Origin of the sequence: Streptomyces olindensis, from assembly GCF_040645895.1 — a bacterium.
GTDB lineage: Bacteria > Actinomycetota > Actinomycetes > Streptomycetales > Streptomycetaceae > Streptomyces > Streptomyces olindensis.
In genome coordinates this window covers 117,349-138,095 of sequence record NZ_JBEYZD010000012.1, presented here as the reverse complement: position 1 = coordinate 138,095, position 20,747 = coordinate 117,349, and the positions used below count along the sequence as shown (strand labels likewise).

Here is a 20,747-nt window from a genome sequence, read left to right as displayed (position 1 = left end):
CCGTTGCACCTGATCGGTCGGGAACCCTCGTGCGTTGTTATTGGTTGGGGAGACAGGCACGGTGCGGCGAGGGGATGGACCAGGGATGCGGAAGCGAAACCACCGCACGCGGGTCGTGCTTGCCCTGGTCGTGGCCGCGGTGGTGGGTGTGGCCGGGTGTGACGCCGTGGGGGGCGACTCCCCCGCCCCGTCCGACGCGGCCAAGCCGTCCCCCAGTCCCACGCCCCTGTGGGACCGCAGCCCGAGTTCCGTCGCCGCCGTCGGCGATTCCATCACGCGTGCCTTCGACGCCTGTGACGTGCTGTCGGACTGCCCGGAGGCGTCCTGGGCGACCGGCACCAGCCCCGAGGTCGACTCGCTGGCGGTGCGGCTGCTGGGCCGGGCCGGGGCCGCCGAGCGGAGCTGGAACTACGCGGTGTCGGGGGCGCGGATGGCCGACCTGCCCGGTCAGATGGCCCGGGCGGTGCGGCGGAAGCCGCAGTTGGTGACGGTGCTGGTCGGGGCGAACGACGCCTGCCGGTCCACCCCCTCGGCGATGACCCCGGTCTCCGCCTTCCGCGCCGACTTCGAGGACTCGCTGCGCTCTCTGCGCAAGGCCCTGCCCAAGGCGCAGGTGTTCGTGGCGAGCGTGCCGGACCTGAAGCGGCTGTGGTCCGAGGGCCGCACCAGCCCGATGGCGAGGCAGGTGTGGCAGCTGGGCATCTGCCCGTCGATGCTGGGCGACGCGAACGCCCAGGACACGGCGGCGACGCTGCGGCGGGACACGGTGCGGAAGCGGGTGGAGGACTACAACAAGGTCCTGAAGGAGGTCTGCGCCCAGGACGAGCGGTGCCGCTACGACGGCGGCGCGGTGTACGACTACCGCTTCGGCACGGCCCAGTTGAGCCGCTGGGACTACTTCCACCCGAGCGTGAACGGACAGGCCCGGTTGGCGGAGATCGCGTACCGCACGGTCACGGCGAGGAACCCCTGACCTAGAGTTCCGCACATGAACGAACTCTTCGGCACACTTTCCGACGGGACTCCGGTGCACCGCTGGACCCTGGAGCGGGCGGGCGTACGGGTGCGGGTGCTGACGTACGGCGGGATCGTGCAGTCCGTGGAGGTGCCGGACCGGGAGGGGCGGGCCGGGGACGTGGTGCTGGGGTTCCCGGATCTGGACGGCTATCTCGCCCATCCGGAGCCGTACCTCGGCGCCCTGGTCGGGCGGTACGCCAACCGGATCGCCGGGGGCCGGTTCCCGCTGGACGGGCGGACCTACGCGCTCGAAACGAACAACGGGCCGAACGCGCTGCACGGCGGAGCCCGCGGGTTCGACAAGCGGGTGTGGGACGCGGCCCCGGTCGAGCACGGGGTGCGGCTGACGCGGGTCAGTCCGCACGGCGAGGAGGGGTTCCCGGGGCGGCTCGCGGTCACGGCGACGTACACGCTGCTGGAGAGCGGGGCGCTGCGGATCGCGTACGAGGCGGTGACGGACGCGCCGACCGTGGTGAACCTGACGAACCACAGCTACTTCGACCTGGGCGGTGCGGGTGGCGCGGGCGGGCACGAACTGCGCCTCGCGGCCTCCCGGTACACGCCGGTCGACGCGGACCTGATCCCGACGGGCGCCCTGGACGACGTGACGGGCACGCGCTTCGACTTCCGCGAGCCCCGCAAGATCGGGTCCGGCTACGACCACAACTTCGTGCTCGACAAGGGTGTGACGGACCGTCCGGTGGAGGTCGCCGAGCTGCACCACCCGGCGTCCGGGCGGGTGCTGACGGTGGCGACGACCGAGCCCGGCCTCCAGCTGTACACCGCCGACCACCTGAGCGAGCCCTTCGCGCCCGGTGACGGCGTCGCGCTGGAGACGCAGCACTTCCCGGACTCCCCGAACCGGCCGGAGTTCCCGACGACCGTGCTGCGGCCGGGCGAGGTGTTCCGCTCGGAGACGGTGTACGGGTTCGGCGCGCGATAGGCCCGCCGGGAGGCCATGAGCCCCGGTCCGGAGGTCAGGTCCCGGACCGGGGCTGCTCGGTGGGGAACTCGTCCCGTCTCAGACGTTAATCGTCGCGGTGATCCTGCGGTCCGTGATCGAGCGCCCGACCTGGATCTCGTACGAACCCTTCACAAACGACCACGAGCCGGTCGCTTCGTCCCAGATCTCGAAGGCGCGGCGCGGCAGTTCGACGGTCGCCTCGACGCTCTCGCCGGGTGCGGCCTCGACGCCCGCGAAGCCGGCCAGCCCGCGGGCCGGGCGGGTGGGGCCGGGCTCGCCCGGGGCGAGGTAGAGCTGGACGACCTCGCGGCCCGGACGGTCGCCGGTGTTGCGGAGGCGGACCGTCACGGTGGCCCCTTCGGCGGTCCCTGCCACCTCGACCGACTCGTAGGTCCAGTCGGTGTAGCCGAGGCCGTGGCCGAAGGGGTAGGCGGGGGTGCGGCCGTGCTTCTCCCAGGCGCGGTAGCCGATGAAGACGTTCTCGTCGTAGGGGAGTTCGCCGTTCTCCGGGACGACCCGGGTGATCGGGGCGTCGGCCAGGGAGCCCCAGGTGGTGGGCAGCCGGCCGCCGGGTTCGTGGGCGCCGGTGAGCACGTCCGCGAGGGCCGCGCCGCCCTCCTGGCCGGGGAACCAGGTGAGGAGCACGGCGGCGACGTCGTCGCGCCACGGCAGTTCCACCGGGGAGCCGGAGTTGACGACCACGACGGTGTTCGGGTTGGCGGCGGCGACGGCCCGGACCAGGTCGTCCTGGCGGCCGGGCAGGCGCAGGTCCGTGCGGTCGAAGCCCTCCGACTCGACGCGTTCGGTGGTCGCGACCACGACGACGGCCGTGTCGGCGGCGCGGGCCGCGGCGGCGGCCTCGGCGATCAGTTCGTCGGGGTCGCGCCGGGGTTCCTGGTGGGCGAGGCAGAAGGCGACGGCCTTCAGGGCGGCGTCGTCGGGGAAGTGGACGGCGTGGGCGAGGCGGACGTCGACCGGTTCGCCCGCGGTGAGCTCCACCTCGGCGCGGGGCTCGGGCGCGCCGAAGAAGCTGACGAAGGGGTCGTCCTTGGCGGGGCGCTGGACGTCGTCGTAGTACGTGGTGCCGCCGATGGTGAGGGTGAAGGCGCCCATGCCCTTGATGCCGAAGGTGTGCGGGCCGCTCTCGCGCGGGGTGAAGGTGCCGGTGAGTTCGACGGTGTGGAGGGCTTCGTGCGTGACGCCGTCCGGGAGGTCGGAGCCCACCCACTGGATCTGGCCGTTGGGCGCGCTGCGGGTGCCGATGACCTGGCCGGCGGCGTCCCGGCAGACGGCGTGCAGCTCGAATCCCCGGTCGGCGATGGCGAGTTCGGTGCTCGGGTCGGCTCCGACGGCGTAGCTGAGGCTGCCCTCGGGGAGGGCGGCGGTGAGGCCGTCGAGCGGGGAGACGGTCCGGGCGGGGAAGACGGTGGCGGAGCCGCCGCCGAGGACGCGGGCGTCGCGGGCGGCGGAGCCGATCAGCGCGACCCGGCCGGGCCGCAGCGGCAGCACGCCGTTCTCGTTGCGGACGAGGACGAAGGAGCGGCGGGCGATCTCGCGGGCGAGGGCCGTGCCGTCGACGGGCTCGGGCAGGTCGGTGACGACCGGGTCGGCGCCCTCCAGGATGCCGACCCGGGCGGCGAGGCGCAGGACGCGGCGGACCGCCTCGTCGACCTGGGCCTCGTCGGCCTCGCCGTCCCGTACGGCCCGGGCGAGGGCCTCGCCGTACACGGTGCGCGGTCCGGGCATCGCGATGTCCAGGCCGCCGGCGAGGGCGCCGGTGGTGGAGCGCGCGGCCAGCCAGTCGGAGACGTTGACGCCGTCGAAGCCCCATTCGCCGCGCAGCACTTCGTTGACCAGGTGGTGGTGTTCGGTCATGGTCGTGCCGTTGACCGTGTTGTAGGCGGTCATGATGCCCCACGGGTGGGCGTTCTCGACGATGTGCTCGAAGGGCGCCAGGTACAGCTCGCGCAGGGCGCGTTCGCCGACGACGTTGTTCACCGTGAAGCGGTCGGTCTCGGCGTCGTTGGCGACGAAGTGCTTGACGGTGGTGCCGACGCCGCCGGACTGGACGCCGCGGACGTACTCGGCGCCGATCCGCCCGGTCAGGTACGGGTCCTCGCTGTAGGCCTCGAAGTGGCGGCCGCCGAGCGGGGAGCGGTGCAGGTTGACCGTGGGGGCGAGCAGGACGTGGACGCCCTTGCGGCGGGCCTCCTGGGCGAGCAGCACCCCGGCCCGGTGCGCGAGGGCGGGGTCCCAGGTGGCGGCGAGGGCGGTCGGTGAGGGCAGGGCGACGGACGGGTCGTCGGCGCTCCAGTGCACTCCGCGGACGCCGATCGGGCCGTCGGACATGACCAGGGACGGCAGGCCCGCCTCCGGCAGCGCGGGCAGGCTCCACATGTCCTGGCCGGCCAGCAGCCGCGCCTTGGCGTCCAGGTCGAGCTTGCCGAGGGCCGCCTCGACGGCCGCCTCGCGCCGTTCCTCCGCTGTCTCCGCCACGTCGGCACCTCCACGTCGAAAGCCACTGAATGTCACCATCGTGCACCGGCTGCCTGTGAAGCGGTAGGTTTCGTTATCTGCTCGTGATATCGCATCGTTCGGCATGTCGTACCGTGACGCCATGAGGGCCAGGACGAGGAGCGAGGAACGGCGTGCGGAGATCGTGCGGGCCGCTCTGGAGGTGATCGCCGAGCGCGGTTACCGGGGAGCGAGCCTGGCCGCGGTCGCCGAGCGGGTCGGGCTGACCCAGCAGGGGCTGCTGCACCACTTCCCGACGAAGGAGGCACTGCTGGTCGCGGTGCTCCAGGAGCGGGACCGCTGGGACGCCCTGCCCGCCGGGCGGCTGCGCCTGGACCTGCTGGCCTCGCTGGTGGAGTACAACGCGATGCGGCCGGCCATCGTCCAGACGTTCTCGGCGCTGCTCGGCGAGAGCGTCACGGAGGAGCATCCGGCCCGGGCGTACTTCACGGAGCGCTACGTCCGGGTGCGCGCCGGCATGGCCGGGGTGCTGCGCGCCGAGTACGGCGACCGCCTGCCGAGCGGCCTCACGCCCGAGCGGGCCGCGCCCCTGCTGGTGGCGGTCCTGGACGGCCTGCAGTACCAGTGGCTGCTGGACCCGGAGTCGGTGGACATGGCGTCCGCGTTCCGCGACTTCCTGACCCTGCTGGGCGAGAGCCCGGAACCGGGCGACGGCTAGCGGGCCGGTACGGCGGCCACGACCTCGACCTCGATCAGGGCCTCGGGGCGGAAGAGGCGGGACGCCTCGAAGGTCATGCTGGTCGGCGGGGTGCCGGTGAGGAACCGCCGCCGTACGGTGCCGTACTCCTCCAACCGTGAGATGTCGGTCAGGTAGGTGCGGATGTTGACCACGTCGGCCAGGGTGGCGCCGTGGGCCGCCAGCAGCGCGGTGAGGGTCTCGAAGACGCCCTCGGTCTGCTCGGCGAGGGTGGCGCCCTCGGCGATCTGCCCGGAGACGAACAACAGGGCGCTGCCGTCGGCCTGTTCGAGACGGGCGACCTGGGAGTAGTACGGGCTGAGGGGCTGGGGCGCGGAGGCGGGGTTGTCCAGGCTGATCTGCATGCCGTCGAAGCTAGGCGGCACTCCGCGATGCGACAAGCGAATGTCTAGCATGGCACCCATGCCGACCCCGCATGACGAGGTGCCCGACCTGTCCACCGTCTGGCTTCGGGTGTTCCTGGAGGTCGCCCGGCACGGCTCGTTCACGGTGGCCGCCCGGGCGCTCGGCTGGACGCAGTCCGCGGTGTCCCGGCAAGTCGCCGCACTGGAGGCCGCGTTGGGCGGCGGGCCGCTCTTCGACCGGCTGCCGCGCGGGGTCCGGCTGACGGAGGCCGGACGGCTCCTGGTGCCGCACGCCGAGACGGTCGTCGCCGCGCTGCACGACGCCCGGCGCGAACTCGGCGCCCTGCGCGAGGCGGCCGGCGGACGGCTCCGGTTCGGCGCCTTCGCCACCGCCGACGCGGCCCTGGTGCCGCACGCCCTGGCCCTGTTCCGCGCCCGCCGGCCCGGGGTCCGCGTCTGTCGCGAGGAGGGCTTCACCCCGGCTCTGCTGGACCGGCTGACGGCCGGTCACCTGGACCTCGCGGTGGTGTCGACGACCGGCCGCGCGCCGCTGGAGTCGTACGCGCTCCACCACCTCCTCGACGAGCCGCTGTACGTCGCCGTGGCGGCGGACCACCCCCTCGCCGGGCAGGACGGCCCGGTGCCGCTCGGCAGGTTCGCCGACGCCGACTGGATCTCCGGCAGCGCCCGCCCCGAGGACACTCTGCTGACCGCGGCCCTGCGCCAGGGTTTCCGTCCGCGGATCGCCCACGTCGTCGGCGAGTGGACCGCCAAGCAGGGCTATGTCGCCGCCGGGCTCGGGGTGACGCTGGTGCCGGCGCTCGCCGCCGCGTCGGCACGCCCGGACATCAGGCTGCTGCGGGTGCTCGACGAGGGTGCGGCGGTCCGGGCGGTGTACGCGGCGACCGTGCGGGGGCGGCCCCTGACGCCCGCCACCGCGGCCTTCCTCGGCGCGCTCCGGGAGGCGACGGCGCGGATTCCCGCGTGAAGGGTCCTGAGCCCCATGGCGTGGACCACCGCCCTCACGCGATACTTCCGCCGTCCGGCACCACGCCACCCCCACCGTGACGGAAGGGCTCAACCCCCTTGAACTCCATACGCGTTCGCCTCGGCGTCCTCGGCCTCGCGCTGCTGACCGGCCTCACCGTCCCCCCGTCCGCGAGCGCCGCCGAGGCGGCCCCCTCCCCCACCGTCGAGGAGCAGCGGCTCGACCGGGCCGCCCCACAGGAGATCCTGCGCCGCTCCGGCTTCGACGCCGTGGCCCCGCGGCTGGCCCGGGCGCTCGATTCGGCCCGCTCCTACGGGCAGGCCCGCCGGGCCGTCACCCGCGAGGGGTCACAGTTGTGGCGGCGGGCCGTGGACCGGGCGCAGGGGCGCGGCCCGGCGGGCGGGGACCTGAGCCGGGACGACGACCGGCCGCTGTACTGGGCGCGGCTGGGCCTGACCCGGGAAGTACGCACCTGGGAGCCGCAGTTCGGGCTGACGGACGGGCAACGGGCCGCGCTGCTGGACGAGCTGGAGCGCACCTCGCGCGGCCAGACGGCCATCGGCTATCCGCACGGCAAGGGCCAAAAGCGGATCCTGCTCACCGGTTTCGACCCGTTCACCCTGGACCGGGACATCCGCATCTCCAACCCGTCGGGCGCCACCGCGCTCGCCCTCGACGGCACGGTCGTCGAGACGGCGGACGGCCCGGCCCGGATCGAGACGGCCGTCTTCCCGGTGCGCTGGCGGGACTTCACGGACGGGACGGTGGAGCGGGCCCTCCGGCCCCACCTCGAGGACATCGACCTGTTCACCACCGTGAGCCAGGGCCGGGTCGGCCGGTTCGACATCGAGCGGACCAACGGGGCCTGGCGGGGCGGCTTCGGGGACAACGAGAACATCGGCCGCACCGAGACGATCCCGGTCACCGACCCGGCCTCGCAGCCCCAGTGGACGACGACCACCCTGCCGTACGGGCCGATCGTCGCCGCCGACACCGGCCGTTTCCCCGTCTACGACAACACGAGCGTCACCGAGATCCCGGCGGGCGGCACCGAGCCCGTCGTACGCCCCGGCGGGCCCACCCCCGGTTCCACCGCCCGCCAGGGCGGCGGCGGTGACTACCTCTCCAACGAGATCGCCTACCGGGCGACCCTGCTGCGCGACCGGCTGGGGCTGCACGACGTCCTGCCGGGCGGGCACGTGCACACGCCGGTGCTCCAGTTCGGCGCCGGGAACACCACCGAGGTCACCGACCCGGAGTTCGTGCGGAACCGGCTGGACATCATCGCCCAGGTCAGGACGATCCTGAGGGTGGCTGCGGAAGAGTCGTGACGGCCCGGTCGCCCTCCTCGCCGTCCTCCCGGGTCTCCTCGCCGAGGAGTTCACGCGCCATGAGGGTGGCGCCCGCGACCGCGCCCGGCATCAGGAACACCGCGACGAACGGCACCAGGAAGGCCACGGCCAGCGGCGTACCGAAGCCCCAGACCAGGGTCTTGCGGGAGCGGAGCAGGCCGAGCCGGGTGCGCAGTTCGACGCCGCGGCGCTGGAGGGCGACGGCGGTCAGTTCCTCGGTGAGGAAGAACCCGGTGACGAAGCACCCGATCACCGGGACGACCGTCTGGCCGACGACCGGGACGAACCCGCAGGCGAACAGCAGCACGCCCCACAGGGCGGCCCGCACGACGATCCGGAGGCTGTCCCGGGCGGAGATCCACAACTCGCGCCAGAGCGGCAGCCCCGACTCGGGGGCGTGCCCGTCCGGGGACACGTCCCGGTCGACCTTCTCGGAGAGGTTCTCGTAGAAGGGCTGCCCGACCAGCAGCGTCACCGCGGTGAACGTCACGACGGACAGGAGCAGGGCGAGGGCGAACAGCACGGCCGTCAGGAAGCCGCGGAACAGCCCGAGCCACGGGCTCGACCAGTCGTCGGCGAACGGCGTCGCCCAGGCCACGGCGTCCTCGCCCCACAGGGCCAGCGCGACGAGCGCCGCCGCGTACAGGACGAGGGTGATCAGGCCCGGGAGCAGCCCGAAGCCGTACTGCCTGCCGTGCCGGGCCACCCATCGCTGGCCCTTCAGCAGGTACCGGAAACCCACCCCGAGATCGCGCATGGGACGACCCTATCGGGGCCGGTGTCGCGCTCTTGACGCGCTCCGGTCACACCGCTGTCACAGGCCGCCCAGGTCAGGCGGGGCGTGCTCCGCAGAGCCATCCGGGTCACCGGTGACACCAACGCGCCCTTGTTGCCGTTGAGTCGAACCGGTACACCTCGCCGTACCGATCTCAGGAAGCCCCTCGGGAGGTACTGCGTGCGCACCACGAGAACCGTTCCTGCGAGACCTGCGCTGATCGTCACCCTCACCCTCGCCACGGCGGGTTCGCTCCTGCTCGCCCCCGGCGCCGCCGGCGCGGACCCGAAGCCCGTCACCCGCGAGGGCGCCGCCCTGGACGGCCGGGCGGCCCAGGCTCCGGCGAGCGCCGCCCGGCGGGCCCTGGCCGCTCCCGAAGGGACCTCCGCCGCCGCGGACACCCGCGGCTACCCCCGCCGTCAGACCCTCTCCCCGGACCCGGTGAACCCCGGCGACAAGTCCCTGAAGCTGGGCCTCACCCCGTACCACGGGATCGCCCCGAAGCTGAACGCGCTGCAACGCCTCGGGGACCGGGTGAGCGTGGAGGTGACGGGCCGCTCGGCCGGCGGCCACCGCCTCTACCTCGTCACCGTCACCGCCCCGGAGACCGCCCGCGAGGCCCGCGCCCAGGAACGGATGCGCGACCTGATCGAGAACGCCCCCGCGACGGCCGCCGAGTCCCGCGAGATCAGGCGGGACTACAAGACGCCGGTCTTCGTCAACAGCAACATCCACGGCAACGAGTGGGAGGGCACGGACGCCGCCCTGAGGATCGTCGAGCGGCTCGCGACCGCCAAGGACGCCGGCACCCGCGACCTCCTCGCGCACAGCCGCCTGTACTTCAACATCACGGCCAATCCGGACGGCCGTATCGCCGGCACCCGCGCCAACGCCAACGGCTTCGACCTGAACCGGGACTTCGTCACCGCGTCCCAGCCCGAGACGCGCGTCATGCGGCGGATCGAGCTGGACAAGCAGCCGGCCGTCCTGCTGGACCTGCACGGCTACGTCAACGGCACGCTCATCGAGCCGACCACTCCCCCGCACGGCGAGAACTACGAGTACGACCTCTTCCTGAAGAACTCCTACGCCAACGCCCTCGGCATGGAGTCGGCCGTCAACGCCCTCGGCTTCACGCCCGGGAAGGACGGCGTGGAGCCGGCCCAGATCCCGTTCCGCGACCAGGAGGAGGGCTGGGACGACTGGCCGCCCATCTTCACCCCGCAGTACGCGGCCTTCCACGGCACGGTGGCCGCCCACACGGTCGAGATCCCGCTGCCGGTGAACAACGAGGAGTACGAGGAGCTGCCCGTCCCGGAGCTGCGCCGCCGCTCGGCGGTCAACACGGCCGTGGCGGGAGCGGCGATCCGCGCCACCCTGGACCACGTCCGCGAGCACCGTGCCGGACTCGTCGCCGACCAGATCGAGGTCTTCCGACGCGGCGCGGCCGGTGCCCCGCAGGTTCCGGTGTCGCCCGAGACGGTCCCCGGCGTCCCCGGCATCGGCCCGGAGGACGTCTACACGACCACCTTCCCGCGCGCCTACGTCATCCCGCCCGGCACCTCACGCACCCAGCGCTCGGCGCCGGCCGCCGCCCGCCTGGTCGACCACCTCCTCGCCAACGACGTCCGCGTCACCCGCGCCACCCGCCCCTTCCGTCTCGCCGGACGGACCTACCCCGAGGGCTCGTACGTCGTCGACCTGCACCAGCCGAAACGCGGCATGGCGAACGTGCTGCTGGCCGACGGCCGGGACATCAGCGACCGGGTCTCGGAGATGTACGACATCTCCGGCTGGAGCCTGGGACGCCTGTGGGGCGCCACGGTCGAGCGGGTGCCGTCGGGCAGCCTGCGGGGCGCGCCCCTGCGCCCGGTCACGGAGGCGGCCCCCGTCGCCCACGTGCCCGCGTACGGCGACCTCCGTCTGCGCCTGACCGACCCGCGCGAGGTCGCCGCGCTCAACTCCCTCCTCCGCGAGGGGGTTCCGGTACGCCGGGCGGCGGACGGCAGCGTGGTCGTCCCGGCGTCGGCCCGGCGCGCCGCGCGCACCGCCGCCCGCGCCCACGACGTCGCCTTCACGGCCACGCGGGCGACCGGCACGACTCCCCTGCGCCGCGTCCGGGTCGCCGCCGCCGTCACACCGGGTGAGCTGTTCGCGCTGCGGGAGATGGGCTTCGACGTCACGCCGGTCTCGACGGCGGTCCTGAACGCGGGCTTCGACTGGTCCGCCGCGGACGTGCTGTTCGTCTCCACCGGCTTGAACCGCGCCGCCCTGTCGGCCTCCGCCCGCACCGCCCTGGACACCTTCCTCGACGGCCACGGCCTGGTGGGCCGGGGTGCGACGGGAGCGGCCCTGAACGCGGCGGCGGGGCGGCTGTCCGTCGAGCCGGTCGCGGGCGACGACGCGGCCAACGGAGTCGTCCGCACGGTGAACTCGGGCGCGCTCACCCGCGACGCGGCGCCCCACGGGTTCGTCTACGCCCCTCTCTGGTTCACCCGTCTCGGTCCCGGTGTGCGCGTGGAGCAGTCGTACGCGGCCGGGAACCCGCTGGTTTCCGGACACTGGCGCCCGCTCCGGGACGGCACCGGCGGCCCCGCCGAGGCCGCGGGGCAGGCCTCGGTGGTGAGCGGCGGGCGCACGGTCCTGTTCGGCACCGAACCCCTCTTCCGGGACCATCCGAAGGGGGAATTCCCGCAGGTGGCACGGGCATTGTTCACAGTGGCACACAGCGGTTCAGTTGAGGAGAGCGGATGACGCAGGAGATCCACGGCACCGTGGCGGACGGCTTCGAGGACGTACGTGAGGAGTTCGCCGCGTGCGTGGCCGGGGAACGCCCCGACTACGAGGGCCAGCTGTGCGCCTACGTGCACGGCCGCAAGGTCGTCGACCTGTGGGCGGGGACCGACGCGGACGCCCTCTACGGCGTGTTCTCGTCCACCAAGGGCGCCGCCGCCCTGGTCGTCGCCCTCCTCGTCCAGGACGGCACGCTGGAACTGGACCGCAAGGTGACGTACTACTGGCCGGAGTTCGCGGCCGAGGGCAAGGGCGCCCTGACCCTGCGCGAGCTGCTCGCGCACCGGGCCGGGGTGGTCGGCACGGACGGCGGCTTCACGCTCGCGGAGCTGGCCGACGACCGCCAGCTCGCCGAACGCCTCGCCGACCAGCGGCCGTTCTGGCGGCCCGGCACGGCGTTCGGCTACCACGCCCTGGTCAGCGGCGCCCTGGCCGGCGAGGTCGTGCGCCGCGCCACCGGCCGCACGCTCCAGGAGGTGTACCAGGAGCGGATCAGGGCCCCGTACGGCCTGGACTTCTTCCTCGGTCTGCCCGCGCCCCAGGAGCCGCGCTTCCGCACCACCCAGCCGCTGGCCCCGACCCCCGACGAGCAGGCCCTCCTCGACGCCGCCCCGACGGGCCCGCACACCCTCGCCTCGATCGCCTTCAACGGGCACGCGTCCGAGCCGACCGACCTGGCCTCGCTGCCCAACATGCCGCTGGTGCGCGCGAAGGGCCCGGCGTCGGTGGGCGGGGTGGCGTCGGCGCGGGGCCTGGCGGGGATGTATGCGGCGGCGATCAGCGAGGTGGGCGAGCAGGCGCCGCTGCTGAAGCCGGACACCGTGGCGGAGTTCGGCCAGTTCCACTCGGTCGGCTACGACCTGGTGGCCCGGGCCCACAAGTCGTTCGGCCTCGGCTTCCAGACCACGGCTGACACGTGGCACCCGTTCCTCGGGGCCGGGACGATCGGGCACAGCGGCGCGAGCGGCTCGCAGGCCTTCGCGGACCCGTGGAGCGGCCTCGCGTACGGATACACGCGGCGCCGGTTCGCCTTCCCCGGCGGCGCGGCCCCGGAGAACGACCGCCTGGCGCGGGCGGTGCACAAGGCGGCGCTGGCCCGCTGACCCCGGGCACGGACGGAGGCCGCATCCCACGTCCAAGGATGCGGCCTCCGCGCAGACAACGACTGTCGTCAGACGAGCGTCACGGTGATGTTCCCGCGCGTCGCCTTCGAGTACGGGCACACCTGGTGGGCCTTCTCGATCAGCGACCGCGCGGTGCCCCGGTCCACCTTCGGTATGTCGGCCGAGATCTCGACGATGATCCCGAACCCGTCCCCGTTCTTCCCGAGGCCGACCTTCGCGGTCACGGTCGAACCGGTGAGGTCGGCACCCTCCTGTCGGGCGACGACACCGAGGGCGCCCTGGAAGCAGGCGCTGTACCCGGCGGCGAACAGCTGCTCGGGGTTGGTGCCGGCGCCGCTCCCGCCCATCGCCTGGGGCGGGTTGACGACGACGTCGAGCCGGCCGTCATCGGTGGCCACCCGCCCGTCGCGCCCGTTCTCGGCGGTGGCGACGGCGGTGTACAGGACGTCGGACTGCTGGATCGGCATGCGGTTGTGTTCCTTCGGTCGTCCGCCGCGGCTCGCGCCCGGGCCGGGACAGATTCGGAAAGAAACTACCGCATGCCGGAAGTCCAGCAAAGGGTGTCGGGAGCCGTCACAGCTTGACGATCATCTTCCCGGTGTTGTCGCCGCGCAGCACGCCCAGGAAGGCCTCCAGGTTGTTCTCGATGCCCTCGACGACGGTCTCCCGGTACTTCAGCTCGCCGGAGGCGACCCAGGGGGCGACCTCCTGCACGAACTGCGACTGGAGGTCGTAGTGGTCCCCGACCAGGAAGCCCTCGATGCGGCCGCGGGTCTGGATGAGGCGGGCGAGGTTCTTCGGGCCCGGGGCGGGCTCGGTGTTGTTGTAGACGGAGATCATCCCGCAGACGGCGATCCGGCCGCCCTGGTTGAGGGATCCGATGGCCGCCTCCAGGTGGTCACCGCCGACGTTGTCGAAGTAGACGTCGATCCCGTCGGGAGCGGCGGCGCGCAGCTGCTCGCTCACGGGGCCGTCCTTGTAGTTGAAGGCGGCGTCGAAGCCGTACTCCTCCACGAGGAGCTTCACCTTCTCCTCCGACCCGGCGGATCCGATGACCCGCGAGGCACCCTTCAGCCGGGCGATCTGGCCGACCTGGCCGCCCACGGCCCCGGCGGCACCGGAGACGAAGACCGCGTCGCCCTCCTTGAAGGCGGCGGTGCGCAGCAGGCCCGCGTAGGCGGTGAGGCCGGTCATGCCCAGGACACCGAGGTACGTCGACAGCGGCGCGGCCTCCGGGTCCACCTTCACGGCGTTCTTGGCGCCGACGACGGCGTACTCCCGCCACCCGAAGAAGTGCAGCACGTGGTCCCCGACGGACAGCCCCTCCGCGTTGGAGGCCACGACCTCGCCGACGGCACCGCCCTGCATGACCTTGCCCAGCTCGAACGGGGCGACGTAGGACTTGGCGGCACTCATCCGGCCGCGCATGTACGGGTCCACGGAGAGGTACTTGTTCCGGACGAGGACCTGCCCCTCACCGGGCTGCGGCACCTCCGCCTCGACCAGGGCGAAGTCCTCGGGCTTCGGCCAGCCGACCGGGCGGCTGAGCAGGTGCCATTCGCGGCTGACGGCGGGGAGGGTGGGGGTGTCGGTCATGGTGCGCCTGTCCTCACGTGGTGGTTGCGAATGTTTCAGTACCTGAAACAACCATGCTCCTGAAAATTTCAGGTTGTCAAATAACCGGGTACCCTCGATCGCATGGTCTCCACCACACCGACTCCCCAGAGCAGGACGAACCGCCGCCCCGATCCCCTGACGCTCGAGGTCGTCGAGCTGATCGGAGAGGTCGTGGCGCGGTTCCACGAGGACTACGAGTCGGCGGCGGCGGAGCACGCCCTCACGGGGGCGCAGGCGCGGCTGCTGAGCCTGCTGTGCCTGGAGCCGCTGCCGATGCGGAGGCTCGCGCAGCGGCTGAAGTGCGAGCCGTCGAACGTGACCGGGATCGTGGACCGGCTGGAGGCGCGCGGGCTGGTGGAGCGGCGTCCGGACCCCGCGGACCGGCGGGTGAAGGTGGCGGCGGCGACGCAGGAGGGGCGGCGGGTGGCGCGGAGCCTGCGGGAGTCGCTGCGGTTCGCGCGGGAGCCGTTGGCCGGGCTGTCGGAGGGGGAGAGGCTGGCGCTGCGGGATGCGTTGCGGGGGATGCTGGGGTAGGGCGGGGCGGGGGCGTTTTCAGGTGCTCGGCGTTGGTGCTGGTGCCGGGTGGGTCCGCAGCCCGGCGTTGCGGGGTGCCGCTGCGCCCACCCGTGCCGCCCTTAGCGGCACGATTGCCCGCAGCTAGGCGGGACGGGCGGCCCGCCAGCCCCTACGCACCCGCAGCCGCCGGACCACGCAAGGGGACGTGTCGGGGGGTGTCCGCCCGCAGCGGTTGGCGCGTCAACGAACAGTCAGTCGGCACGCAAGTCGATCGCGCCGTTCCGAGGACGGACACCCCCCGGCGCGGCCCCGACCCACAACCCGGCGTCACGCGCTACGTGCACCACCACAGGAAGCGGTTGCAGGTTTCCGACGGGGACGGTTCCGGCTCGGGGGGTGGTGTGGTGCGGCCCGGCGTCGGAGTCGGTGCCGGTGCCGGAGGTGCGGCCGTGGGAGCCGACGTCGGCCGGCTCGGGGACGTGCCCGCCGTGGCCGACTCCGCATCGCCCGGAGTCTCCTCCTCCGTCGGGGACTTCGACTTCCCGTCCTTCGGGGACGCCGAAGCCGACGGCGAGTCAGAAGCCCCCGGGGAGGGGGACCCAGACGCCCCGTCAGCCCGCGCGGCCTCGCCCGACGAGCGGCCCGGCTCCCCCGCCTCCACGGACGCGTCCCCGTCCGCCGACTCACCACCGGCCGCCGCCGGCTTCGGTGTCGACTTCGGCGCGTCCATGCCGAGTTCGGCGAGGCTCAGCCCGCCCGCGGCCAGCACGAACCCGGCCGCGATGAACAGCGTCCGGCGTCGGCGCCGGCGGTGCGCCGCGGCCTTCCGGTCCCGCCGGCTCGCCCCGCCCGGGCCCGGACCCTCCGTGACCGGCCCGCGCCCCCGCCCACGCCGCCGCGCGGCACGCCCCAAGTGCTCCCGGTTTTCGCCCTCGTCGCCCTCGTCAGGCTCATCGGGCTCATCGGACCCGTCGGTGCCGTAATCCTCGTCGGTGCTGTAGTCCCCGTGAGAGCCGGAGCCCTCCTCCGCCCCGTGGAACCCACCCGCCCCGTCGGTCACGCCCCCGCTCCCGTGTGGCACAGCGTGGTACTCCGGCTCACGCCAGCGCAGCGCTTCGGCTGAGGTGCCGCACCCCGGGCAGGCGAGGGCGCCGTTCAGGTGCCGTCGGCACGGGTCGCAGTAGTCCATGACGCGGGAAGATTAAGTTCCGCGCCGGTCACGTTCCTAGATCCAGCTGTGAAGGTTCTGTAGGGACACACCCCGCCCGTGGTTTCGAAACTGTCGAAACCGTTATGCGCGCGACCCATTGACACCCCCACCGCCGCGTCCTTACTGTCACGCCAGCATTTCGAACGTGTGCCGAAATATCGAACACGTCGAACTGAATGACTGACGGAAACTGAGCCGACGAACCTGCGAGGGACTACCGCCGTGCGCATCACCGGAATCAGCACACACGTGGTCGGGACGCCGTGGCGCAACCTGACGTACGTCCAGGTGCACACCGACGAGGGGATCACCGGAGTCGGCGAGACCCGGATGCTGGGACACACCGACGCCCTTCTCGGTTACCTGAAGGAGGCCGAGGCCAACCACATTCTCGGCTCCGACCCGTTCGCTGTCGAGGACCTCGTCAAGCGGATGAAGTACGGCGACTACGGCCGTGCGGGCGAGATCGTGATGTCCGGCATCGCCGTGATCGAGATGGCCTGCTGGGACATCAAGGGCAAGGCCCTGGGCGTCCCCGTCTGGCAGCTGCTGGGCGGCAAGGTCACCGACAAGGTGAAGGCGTACGCCAACGGCTGGTACACCACCGAGCGCACCCCGGAGGCCTACCACAAGGCCGCTCAGGGGGTCATGGAGCGCGGTTACCGGGCGCTCAAGATCGACCCCTTCGGCACCGGCCACTTCGAGCTGGACCACGAGCAGACCCTGTACGCCGTCTCCCTGATCGAGGCCGTCCGGGACGCCATCGGCCCCGAGGCCGAGCTGATGCTGGAGATGCACGGCCGCTTCTCCCCCGCCACGGCCGTGCGCCTGGCCAAGGAGCTGGCGCCGTTCAAGCCGGCGTGGCTGGAGGAGCCGGTCCCGCCGGAGAACCTCAAGGCGCTGGAGAAGGTCGCGGCGAAGGTCGACATGCCGGTCGCCACGGGCGAGCGCATCCACGACCGGATCGAGTTCCGCGAGCTGTTCGAGAGCCAGGCCGTGGACATCATCCAGCCGGACGTCGGCCATATCGGTGGCATCTGGGAGACCAGGAAGCTCGCCGCGACCGCCGAGACCCACTACATGCTGGTGGCGCCCCACAACGTGGGCGGCTCGGTGCTGACCGCCGCGTCCCTCCAGGTCGGCTTCACCTCCCCGAACTTCAAGATCCTTGAGCACTTCAACGACTTCGCGGACGCGGAGATCAAGAAGGTCGTCAAGGGCGCCCCGCAGGTGAACCCGGAGGACGGCTGCTTCCACCTCTCGGACGCCCCGGGTCTCGGCGTGGAGCTGGACGTCGACGCCGCCGCGGAGTTCCCGCAGCAGCAGGCCCGCTTCGACCTGTGGGCGGAAGGCTGGGAGCAGCGCAAGCCCAAGGGCTCCCAGTGACCGTCCGGCACCGGGAAACCCTCAGCCGGCATCCGAAACCTTCGAAACTCGGGGGAGCGACGTGAGCACCGCGGTAGTGATCGACGCGCCGGGCGAGCACCGCCTCGTCCCGCACGAGCCACGGCGGCCCGAGGCCGGCGAGGCCCTGGTGCGCGTGCACGCCTCGGGGATCTGCGGCAGCGACCGCGAGGTCTACCAGGGCAACCGCCCCGAGGGGTACGTGCGTTACCCGCTCACCCCGGGCCACGAGTGGTCCGGGACGGTGGAGGCGGTGGGTGCCGGTGTGCCCGAGTCCCTCGTCGGCCGCAAGGTCGTCGGTGAGGGCTTCCGCAACTGCCAGGTCTGCGACCGCTGCCACGCGGGCGAGACGACCCTGTGCACGGCCGGGTACGAGGAGACCGGGTTCACCCAGCCGGGCGCGATGGCGGCCACGCTGACCCTCCCGGCGCGTCTGCTGCACGCCCTCCCGGACGACTGCGACCTCACCGCCGCGGCCCTGCTGGAGCCCGCCGCCTGTATCGCGGCGGCGGCGCTGAAGGGGAACGCCCAGCCGGGCGAGCGGGTCGCCGTGGTCGGCACGGGCACGCTCGGCATGTTCGCCGTGCAGTTCCTCAAGGCGAACTCGCCGGCCGAGCTGCTGGTCGTCGGCACCCGCCGGGACCGTGAGGCGCTGTCGCGGCAGTACGGCGCGACGGACTTCCGGACGAAGGACCAAGACCTCCCGGACGACTTCGACGTGGTGATCGAGACGGCCGGGTCCGCGGATGCCGCGCGGATCTCCGCCGCCCTGCTCCGGCGCGGCGGGCGGCTGGTCCTGACCGGGATCCCGGCGCCGGGTGCCGAAGGTCTCGACCCGACCGACCTCGTCGTACGGCAGCTGGAGGTGCACACCGTCTTCGGTGCGCCGCCGGACGCCTGGGCGCACACGGTGCGGGTGTTCGCCGCCGGTCTGCTCGACCCGCTGCCGCTGGTGACGCACGAGCTGCCGCTCGCCGAGTTCTCGCAGGCCATCGATCTGGTGGGAGCAGGCGATCCGAAGGTGGGCAAGGTGCTGCTCCGCCCCTAGACGTACGCCGGTACGGGGGCAACCTGACGGCTCCCGTACCGGCGTACACCCAGCCCTGCCCCCCGACAGGGCCCTGCCCCACCCAGAGCCGCGAACCTCGTCCGAAATATCGAACCGAAGGACATTCCTGTGACCGACGCTTCCACCACGGCAGCCCGCAGGCCCGGTGAGCAGGCGCTCACCACACTCGGCCTGAACGCGCCCGCCCTCGACCCCGCCGACGCCTCCCCGCACTCCTTCCCCGGCGGCGGCCGCTGGCGCACCGAGATCCCCTCCTGCGAGGGCCCCGAGGCACTGGCGGTGGTCCTGAAGGAGGCCTCGCGGCTGGACGTGCCGATCCACCGGATCAGCCAGGGCAGCGGCGTGTGGATGCTGACCGACGCCGAGATCACCGAGATGGTGGAGGCGACGGCCGAACGCGACATCGAGCTCTGCCTGTTCACCGGCCCGCGCGGCACGTGGGACATCGGCGGGTCCACCCGCACCGACTCGCGGGGGGCCGGACTGCGCGCCCGCGGCCACGACGCCGTCGCCGGCTGTGTCGAAGACGCCGTCAGAGCCACGGAGTTGGGCGTCAAGTGCCTGCTCGTCGCCGACGAGGGCGTGCTGTGGACGCTGCACCGGGCCCGCGCGGCCGGCATCATCCCGGCCGACACGACGCTCAAGGTGAGCGCGCTCATCGGTCCCGTCAACCCGGCGGCGTACGCCGTGTACGAGCGCCTCGGCGCCGACTCGGTCAACGTGCCGAGCGATCTGACGCTCGATCACCTCACCGAGATCCGCCGGGTGTCCGGCGCTCCTATGGACATGTACATCGAGGCCCCCGACGACCTCGGCGGCTACGTCCGGATGTACGAGGTCGCCGAGTTGATCAGACGCGGCGCACCGCTCTATCTGAAGTTCGGCCTCTCCAAGGCGCCCGGGATCTACCCGTACGGGCACCACATGCGGGAGCTGACCCTGGCCACCGCCAAGGAACGCGTGCGGCGCGGCCGGCTCGCCCTGGATCTCCTGGCGCGCCACGGGGCGGACGGCGACATGGCGCCGCTCGGCTCGCGACTGCCGGGCGATCTGCAACGGTTCGAAATCTCGTCATAACGTTCCGGCTACTCGCCTTCACAAAAGAAGACACAGCCGACCACAATCCGACACATCTCTTCTCGGTCTTTCCGGCACGACCACCCGGAGCGACTTCGCGCCTCCCAGACCGAGCCCTGCACACACATCAAGGATGATGATCATGCGTAATCGCAGAGCCGCTCTCGCCGCCATAGCCGGAGCCGCGTCCCTCGCCCTGACCCTGTCCGCCTGCGGCCAGAACAGCGAGGGCGGCAGCAAGGAGAGCGAGGGGGACGCCAAGGGCGGGACCATCGGCATCGCGATGCCGACGAAGTCCTCCGAGCGCTGGATCGCCGACGGCAACAACGTCGTCAGGGAGCTGGAGTCCAAGGGCTACAAGACCAAGCTGGTCTACGGCGAGGACGACCCGGACCAGCAGGTCTCCCAGGTCGAGAACCTGATCACGCAGGGCGTCAAGGCGCTGATCATCGCCGCGATCGACAACAAGTCGATGAACAACGTGCTCCAGCAGGCCAAGGACGCCAACATCCCGGTCATCTCCTACGACCGCCTGATCCTCGGCTCGCCGAACGTCGACTACTACGCCTCCTTCGACAACGAGAAGGTCGGCGAACTCCAGGGCTCCTACATCGTCGAGAAACTCGGCCTGAAGGACGGCTCCAAGAAGGGCCCGTTCAACATCGAGCTGTTCGCCGGCTCCAACGACGACAACAACACCCGCTACTTCTTCGGCGGCGCGATGAAGGTCCTGCAGCCCTACATCGACAAGAAGCAGCTCGTCGTCCGCTCCGGCCAGACCAAGCTCAACCAGGTCACGACCCTGCGCTGGGACGGCGGCACCGCCCAGAAGCGCATGGACGACATCCTGACGTCGGCCTACAAGCGCGAGCGCGTCGACGCCGTCCTCTCCCCCTACGACGGCATCTCCATCGGCATCCTGTCCGCGCTGAAGTCCGACGACTACGGCTCCAAGGCCAAGCCGCTGCCGATCGTCACGGGACAGGACGCCGAGGTCGCCTCGGTGAAGTCGATCATCGCCGGCCAGCAGTCGATGAGCGTCTTCAAGGACCTCCGCGAGCTCGCCAAGGTGTCCGCGAACATGGTCGACGCGCTGCTGAAGGACAAGAAGCCCGAGGTCAACGACACCAAGACCTACGACAACGGCGCGAAGGTCGTCCCGGCCTACCTGCTGGAGCCGGTCGCCGTCGACAAGAGCAACTACCAGAAGGAGCTCATCGACTCCGGCTTCCTCAAGGAGAGCGACGTCAAGTAGTCCCGCCGCC

Annotated in this window: 18 protein-coding genes; 12 read left to right on the top strand and 6 right to left on the bottom strand. The window is 72.2% G+C overall.

Features of this window, described 5'->3' with window-relative positions; translation table 11 throughout:
• The first annotated feature begins 85 nt into the window (after nucleotides 1-85).
• Nucleotides 86-973: an SGNH/GDSL hydrolase family protein gene (locus ABZ948_RS10370; protein WP_359758497.1), complete on the top strand. Its 888-nt coding sequence runs from the start codon at nucleotides 86-88 to the stop codon at nucleotides 971-973.
• Nucleotides 974-988: 15 nt separating this feature from the next.
• On the top strand, nucleotides 989-1,960 hold the full coding sequence (locus ABZ948_RS10365; RefSeq protein ID WP_359758496.1) for an aldose epimerase family protein: 972 nt from the start codon (nucleotides 989-991) through the stop codon (nucleotides 1,958-1,960).
• Nucleotides 1,961-2,038: 78 nt separating this feature from the next.
• Here ABZ948_RS10365 and ABZ948_RS10360 read toward each other — a convergent pair whose 3' ends face one another.
• On the bottom strand, nucleotides 2,039-4,516 hold the full coding sequence (locus ABZ948_RS10360; protein ID WP_359758495.1) for a beta-glucosidase H: 2,478 nt from the start codon (nucleotides 4,514-4,516) through the stop codon (nucleotides 2,039-2,041).
• A gap of 64 nt (nucleotides 4,517-4,580) precedes the next feature.
• Here ABZ948_RS10360 and ABZ948_RS10355 point away from each other — a divergent pair, with 64 nt between their 5' ends.
• The gene (locus tag ABZ948_RS10355) at nucleotides 4,581-5,174 is read left to right on the top strand and encodes a TetR/AcrR family transcriptional regulator (RefSeq protein ID WP_359758494.1); all 594 of its coding nucleotides are present in this window, start codon (nucleotides 4,581-4,583) and stop codon (nucleotides 5,172-5,174) included.
• Here the strand turns inward: ABZ948_RS10355 and ABZ948_RS10350 are convergent.
• The gene (locus tag ABZ948_RS10350; RefSeq protein ID WP_359758493.1) at nucleotides 5,171-5,557 is read right to left on the bottom strand and encodes a RidA family protein; all 387 of its coding nucleotides are present in this window, start codon (nucleotides 5,555-5,557) and stop codon (nucleotides 5,171-5,173) included. The genes ABZ948_RS10355 and ABZ948_RS10350 overlap by 4 nt on opposite strands.
• A 49-nt stretch (nucleotides 5,558-5,606) precedes the next feature.
• Here ABZ948_RS10350 and ABZ948_RS10345 point away from each other — a divergent pair, with 49 nt between their 5' ends.
• Both ABZ948_RS10345 and ABZ948_RS10340 read left to right on the top strand, forming a co-directional pair.
• Nucleotides 5,607-6,545 (top strand): LysR family transcriptional regulator, encoded by a 939-nt coding sequence (locus ABZ948_RS10345; protein ID WP_389620671.1) that lies wholly within the window; start codon nucleotides 5,607-5,609, stop codon nucleotides 6,543-6,545.
• A gap of 98 nt (nucleotides 6,546-6,643) precedes the next feature.
• Nucleotides 6,644-7,876, top strand: a complete 1,233-nt coding sequence (locus tag ABZ948_RS10340) for a pyroglutamyl-peptidase I (RefSeq protein WP_359758491.1) — start codon at nucleotides 6,644-6,646, stop codon at nucleotides 7,874-7,876.
• On the opposite strand, the gene ABZ948_RS10335 is transcribed toward ABZ948_RS10340, so the two are convergent.
• A complete protein-coding gene (locus tag ABZ948_RS10335) occupies nucleotides 7,839-8,654 on the bottom strand; it encodes an EI24 domain-containing protein (RefSeq protein ID WP_359758490.1) in 816 nt (271 codons plus the stop codon). The two genes, ABZ948_RS10340 and ABZ948_RS10335, sit on opposite strands and share 38 nt — an antisense overlap.
• A gap of 198 nt (nucleotides 8,655-8,852) precedes the next feature.
• On the opposite strand from ABZ948_RS10335, the gene ABZ948_RS10330 reads away from it, so the two are divergent.
• Together ABZ948_RS10330 and ABZ948_RS10325 are read left to right on the top strand one after the other, a co-directional pair.
• The gene (locus ABZ948_RS10330; RefSeq protein WP_359758489.1) at nucleotides 8,853-11,426 is read left to right on the top strand and encodes a M14 family zinc carboxypeptidase; all 2,574 of its coding nucleotides are present in this window, start codon (nucleotides 8,853-8,855) and stop codon (nucleotides 11,424-11,426) included.
• Complete coding sequence (locus ABZ948_RS10325; protein WP_359758488.1) at nucleotides 11,423-12,568, top strand: serine hydrolase domain-containing protein; 1,146 nt, start codon at nucleotides 11,423-11,425, stop codon at nucleotides 12,566-12,568. Before ABZ948_RS10330 ends, ABZ948_RS10325 begins: the two co-directional genes overlap by 4 nt.
• A 68-nt stretch (nucleotides 12,569-12,636) precedes the next feature.
• On the opposite strand, the gene ABZ948_RS10320 is transcribed toward ABZ948_RS10325, so the two are convergent.
• Together ABZ948_RS10320 and ABZ948_RS10315 are read right to left on the bottom strand one after the other, a co-directional pair.
• The gene (locus ABZ948_RS10320) at nucleotides 12,637-13,056 is read right to left on the bottom strand and encodes an organic hydroperoxide resistance protein (protein ID WP_359758487.1); all 420 of its coding nucleotides are present in this window, start codon (nucleotides 13,054-13,056) and stop codon (nucleotides 12,637-12,639) included.
• Between the two features lie 106 nt (nucleotides 13,057-13,162).
• Entirely contained in the window at nucleotides 13,163-14,185 is a 1,023-nt protein-coding gene (locus ABZ948_RS10315) for an NADP-dependent oxidoreductase (RefSeq protein WP_359758486.1), read from the bottom strand.
• A 102-nt stretch (nucleotides 14,186-14,287) separates the two neighbouring features.
• Between ABZ948_RS10315 and ABZ948_RS10310 the strand changes: the two genes are divergently transcribed.
• On the top strand, nucleotides 14,288-14,740 hold the full coding sequence (locus ABZ948_RS10310; protein WP_359758485.1) for a MarR family winged helix-turn-helix transcriptional regulator: 453 nt from the start codon (nucleotides 14,288-14,290) through the stop codon (nucleotides 14,738-14,740).
• A 316-nt stretch (nucleotides 14,741-15,056) separates the two neighbouring features.
• Here ABZ948_RS10310 and ABZ948_RS40915 read toward each other — a convergent pair whose 3' ends face one another.
• A complete protein-coding gene (locus ABZ948_RS40915; RefSeq protein ID WP_435857476.1) occupies nucleotides 15,057-15,911 on the bottom strand; it encodes an SCO2400 family protein in 855 nt (284 codons plus the stop codon).
• A 243-nt stretch (nucleotides 15,912-16,154) separates the two neighbouring features.
• Between ABZ948_RS40915 and ABZ948_RS10305 the strand changes: the two genes are divergently transcribed.
• From ABZ948_RS10305 to chvE, 4 genes are all read left to right on the top strand, one after another.
• Nucleotides 16,155-17,318: a mandelate racemase/muconate lactonizing enzyme family protein gene (locus tag ABZ948_RS10305; RefSeq protein ID WP_359758484.1), complete on the top strand. Its 1,164-nt coding sequence runs from the start codon at nucleotides 16,155-16,157 to the stop codon at nucleotides 17,316-17,318.
• A 61-nt stretch (nucleotides 17,319-17,379) separates the two neighbouring features.
• Entirely contained in the window at nucleotides 17,380-18,384 is a 1,005-nt protein-coding gene (locus tag ABZ948_RS10300; protein ID WP_359758483.1) for a zinc-dependent alcohol dehydrogenase, read from the top strand.
• A 129-nt stretch (nucleotides 18,385-18,513) separates the two neighbouring features.
• On the top strand, nucleotides 18,514-19,482 hold the full coding sequence (locus ABZ948_RS10295) for a glycosyltransferase family protein (RefSeq protein WP_355717347.1): 969 nt from the start codon (nucleotides 18,514-18,516) through the stop codon (nucleotides 19,480-19,482).
• Between the two features lie 142 nt (nucleotides 19,483-19,624).
• Entirely contained in the window at nucleotides 19,625-20,737 is a 1,113-nt protein-coding gene (gene chvE / locus ABZ948_RS10290) for a multiple monosaccharide ABC transporter substrate-binding protein (protein WP_359758482.1), read from the top strand.
• The last annotated feature ends 10 nt before the right edge of the window (nucleotides 20,738-20,747 follow it).

What these genes read in the sequence shown, in the direction of transcription:
- ABZ948_RS10355 (WP_359758494.1), top strand. Translation starts at nt 4,581, where the DNA reads ATGTCGTACCGTGACGCCATGAGGGCCAGGACGAGGAGCGAGGAACGG.
- chvE (WP_359758482.1), top strand. Translation starts at nt 19,625, where the DNA reads ATGCGTAATCGCAGAGCCGCTCTCGCCGCCATAGCCGGAGCCGCGTCC.
- ABZ948_RS10310 (WP_359758485.1), top strand. Translation starts at nt 14,288, where the DNA reads ATGGTCTCCACCACACCGACTCCCCAGAGCAGGACGAACCGCCGCCCC.
- ABZ948_RS10365 (WP_359758496.1), top strand. Translation starts at nt 989, where the DNA reads ATGAACGAACTCTTCGGCACACTTTCCGACGGGACTCCGGTGCACCGC.
- ABZ948_RS10360 (WP_359758495.1), bottom strand. Translation starts at nt 4,516, where the DNA reads ATGGTGACATTCAGTGGCTTTCGACGTGGAGGTGCCGACGTGGCGGAG.
- ABZ948_RS10370 (WP_359758497.1), top strand. Translation starts at nt 86, where the DNA reads ATGCGGAAGCGAAACCACCGCACGCGGGTCGTGCTTGCCCTGGTCGTG.
- ABZ948_RS10345 (WP_389620671.1), top strand. Translation starts at nt 5,607, where the DNA reads ATGGCACCCATGCCGACCCCGCATGACGAGGTGCCCGACCTGTCCACC.
- ABZ948_RS40915 (WP_435857476.1), bottom strand. Translation starts at nt 15,911, where the DNA reads ATGGACTACTGCGACCCGTGCCGACGGCACCTGAACGGCGCCCTCGCC.
- ABZ948_RS10325 (WP_359758488.1), top strand. Translation starts at nt 11,423, where the DNA reads ATGACGCAGGAGATCCACGGCACCGTGGCGGACGGCTTCGAGGACGTA.
- ABZ948_RS10315 (WP_359758486.1), bottom strand. Translation starts at nt 14,185, where the DNA reads ATGACCGACACCCCCACCCTCCCCGCCGTCAGCCGCGAATGGCACCTG.
- ABZ948_RS10335 (WP_359758490.1), bottom strand. Translation starts at nt 8,654, where the DNA reads ATGCGCGATCTCGGGGTGGGTTTCCGGTACCTGCTGAAGGGCCAGCGA.
- ABZ948_RS10350 (WP_359758493.1), bottom strand. Translation starts at nt 5,557, where the DNA reads ATGCAGATCAGCCTGGACAACCCCGCCTCCGCGCCCCAGCCCCTCAGC.
- ABZ948_RS10320 (WP_359758487.1), bottom strand. Translation starts at nt 13,056, where the DNA reads ATGCCGATCCAGCAGTCCGACGTCCTGTACACCGCCGTCGCCACCGCC.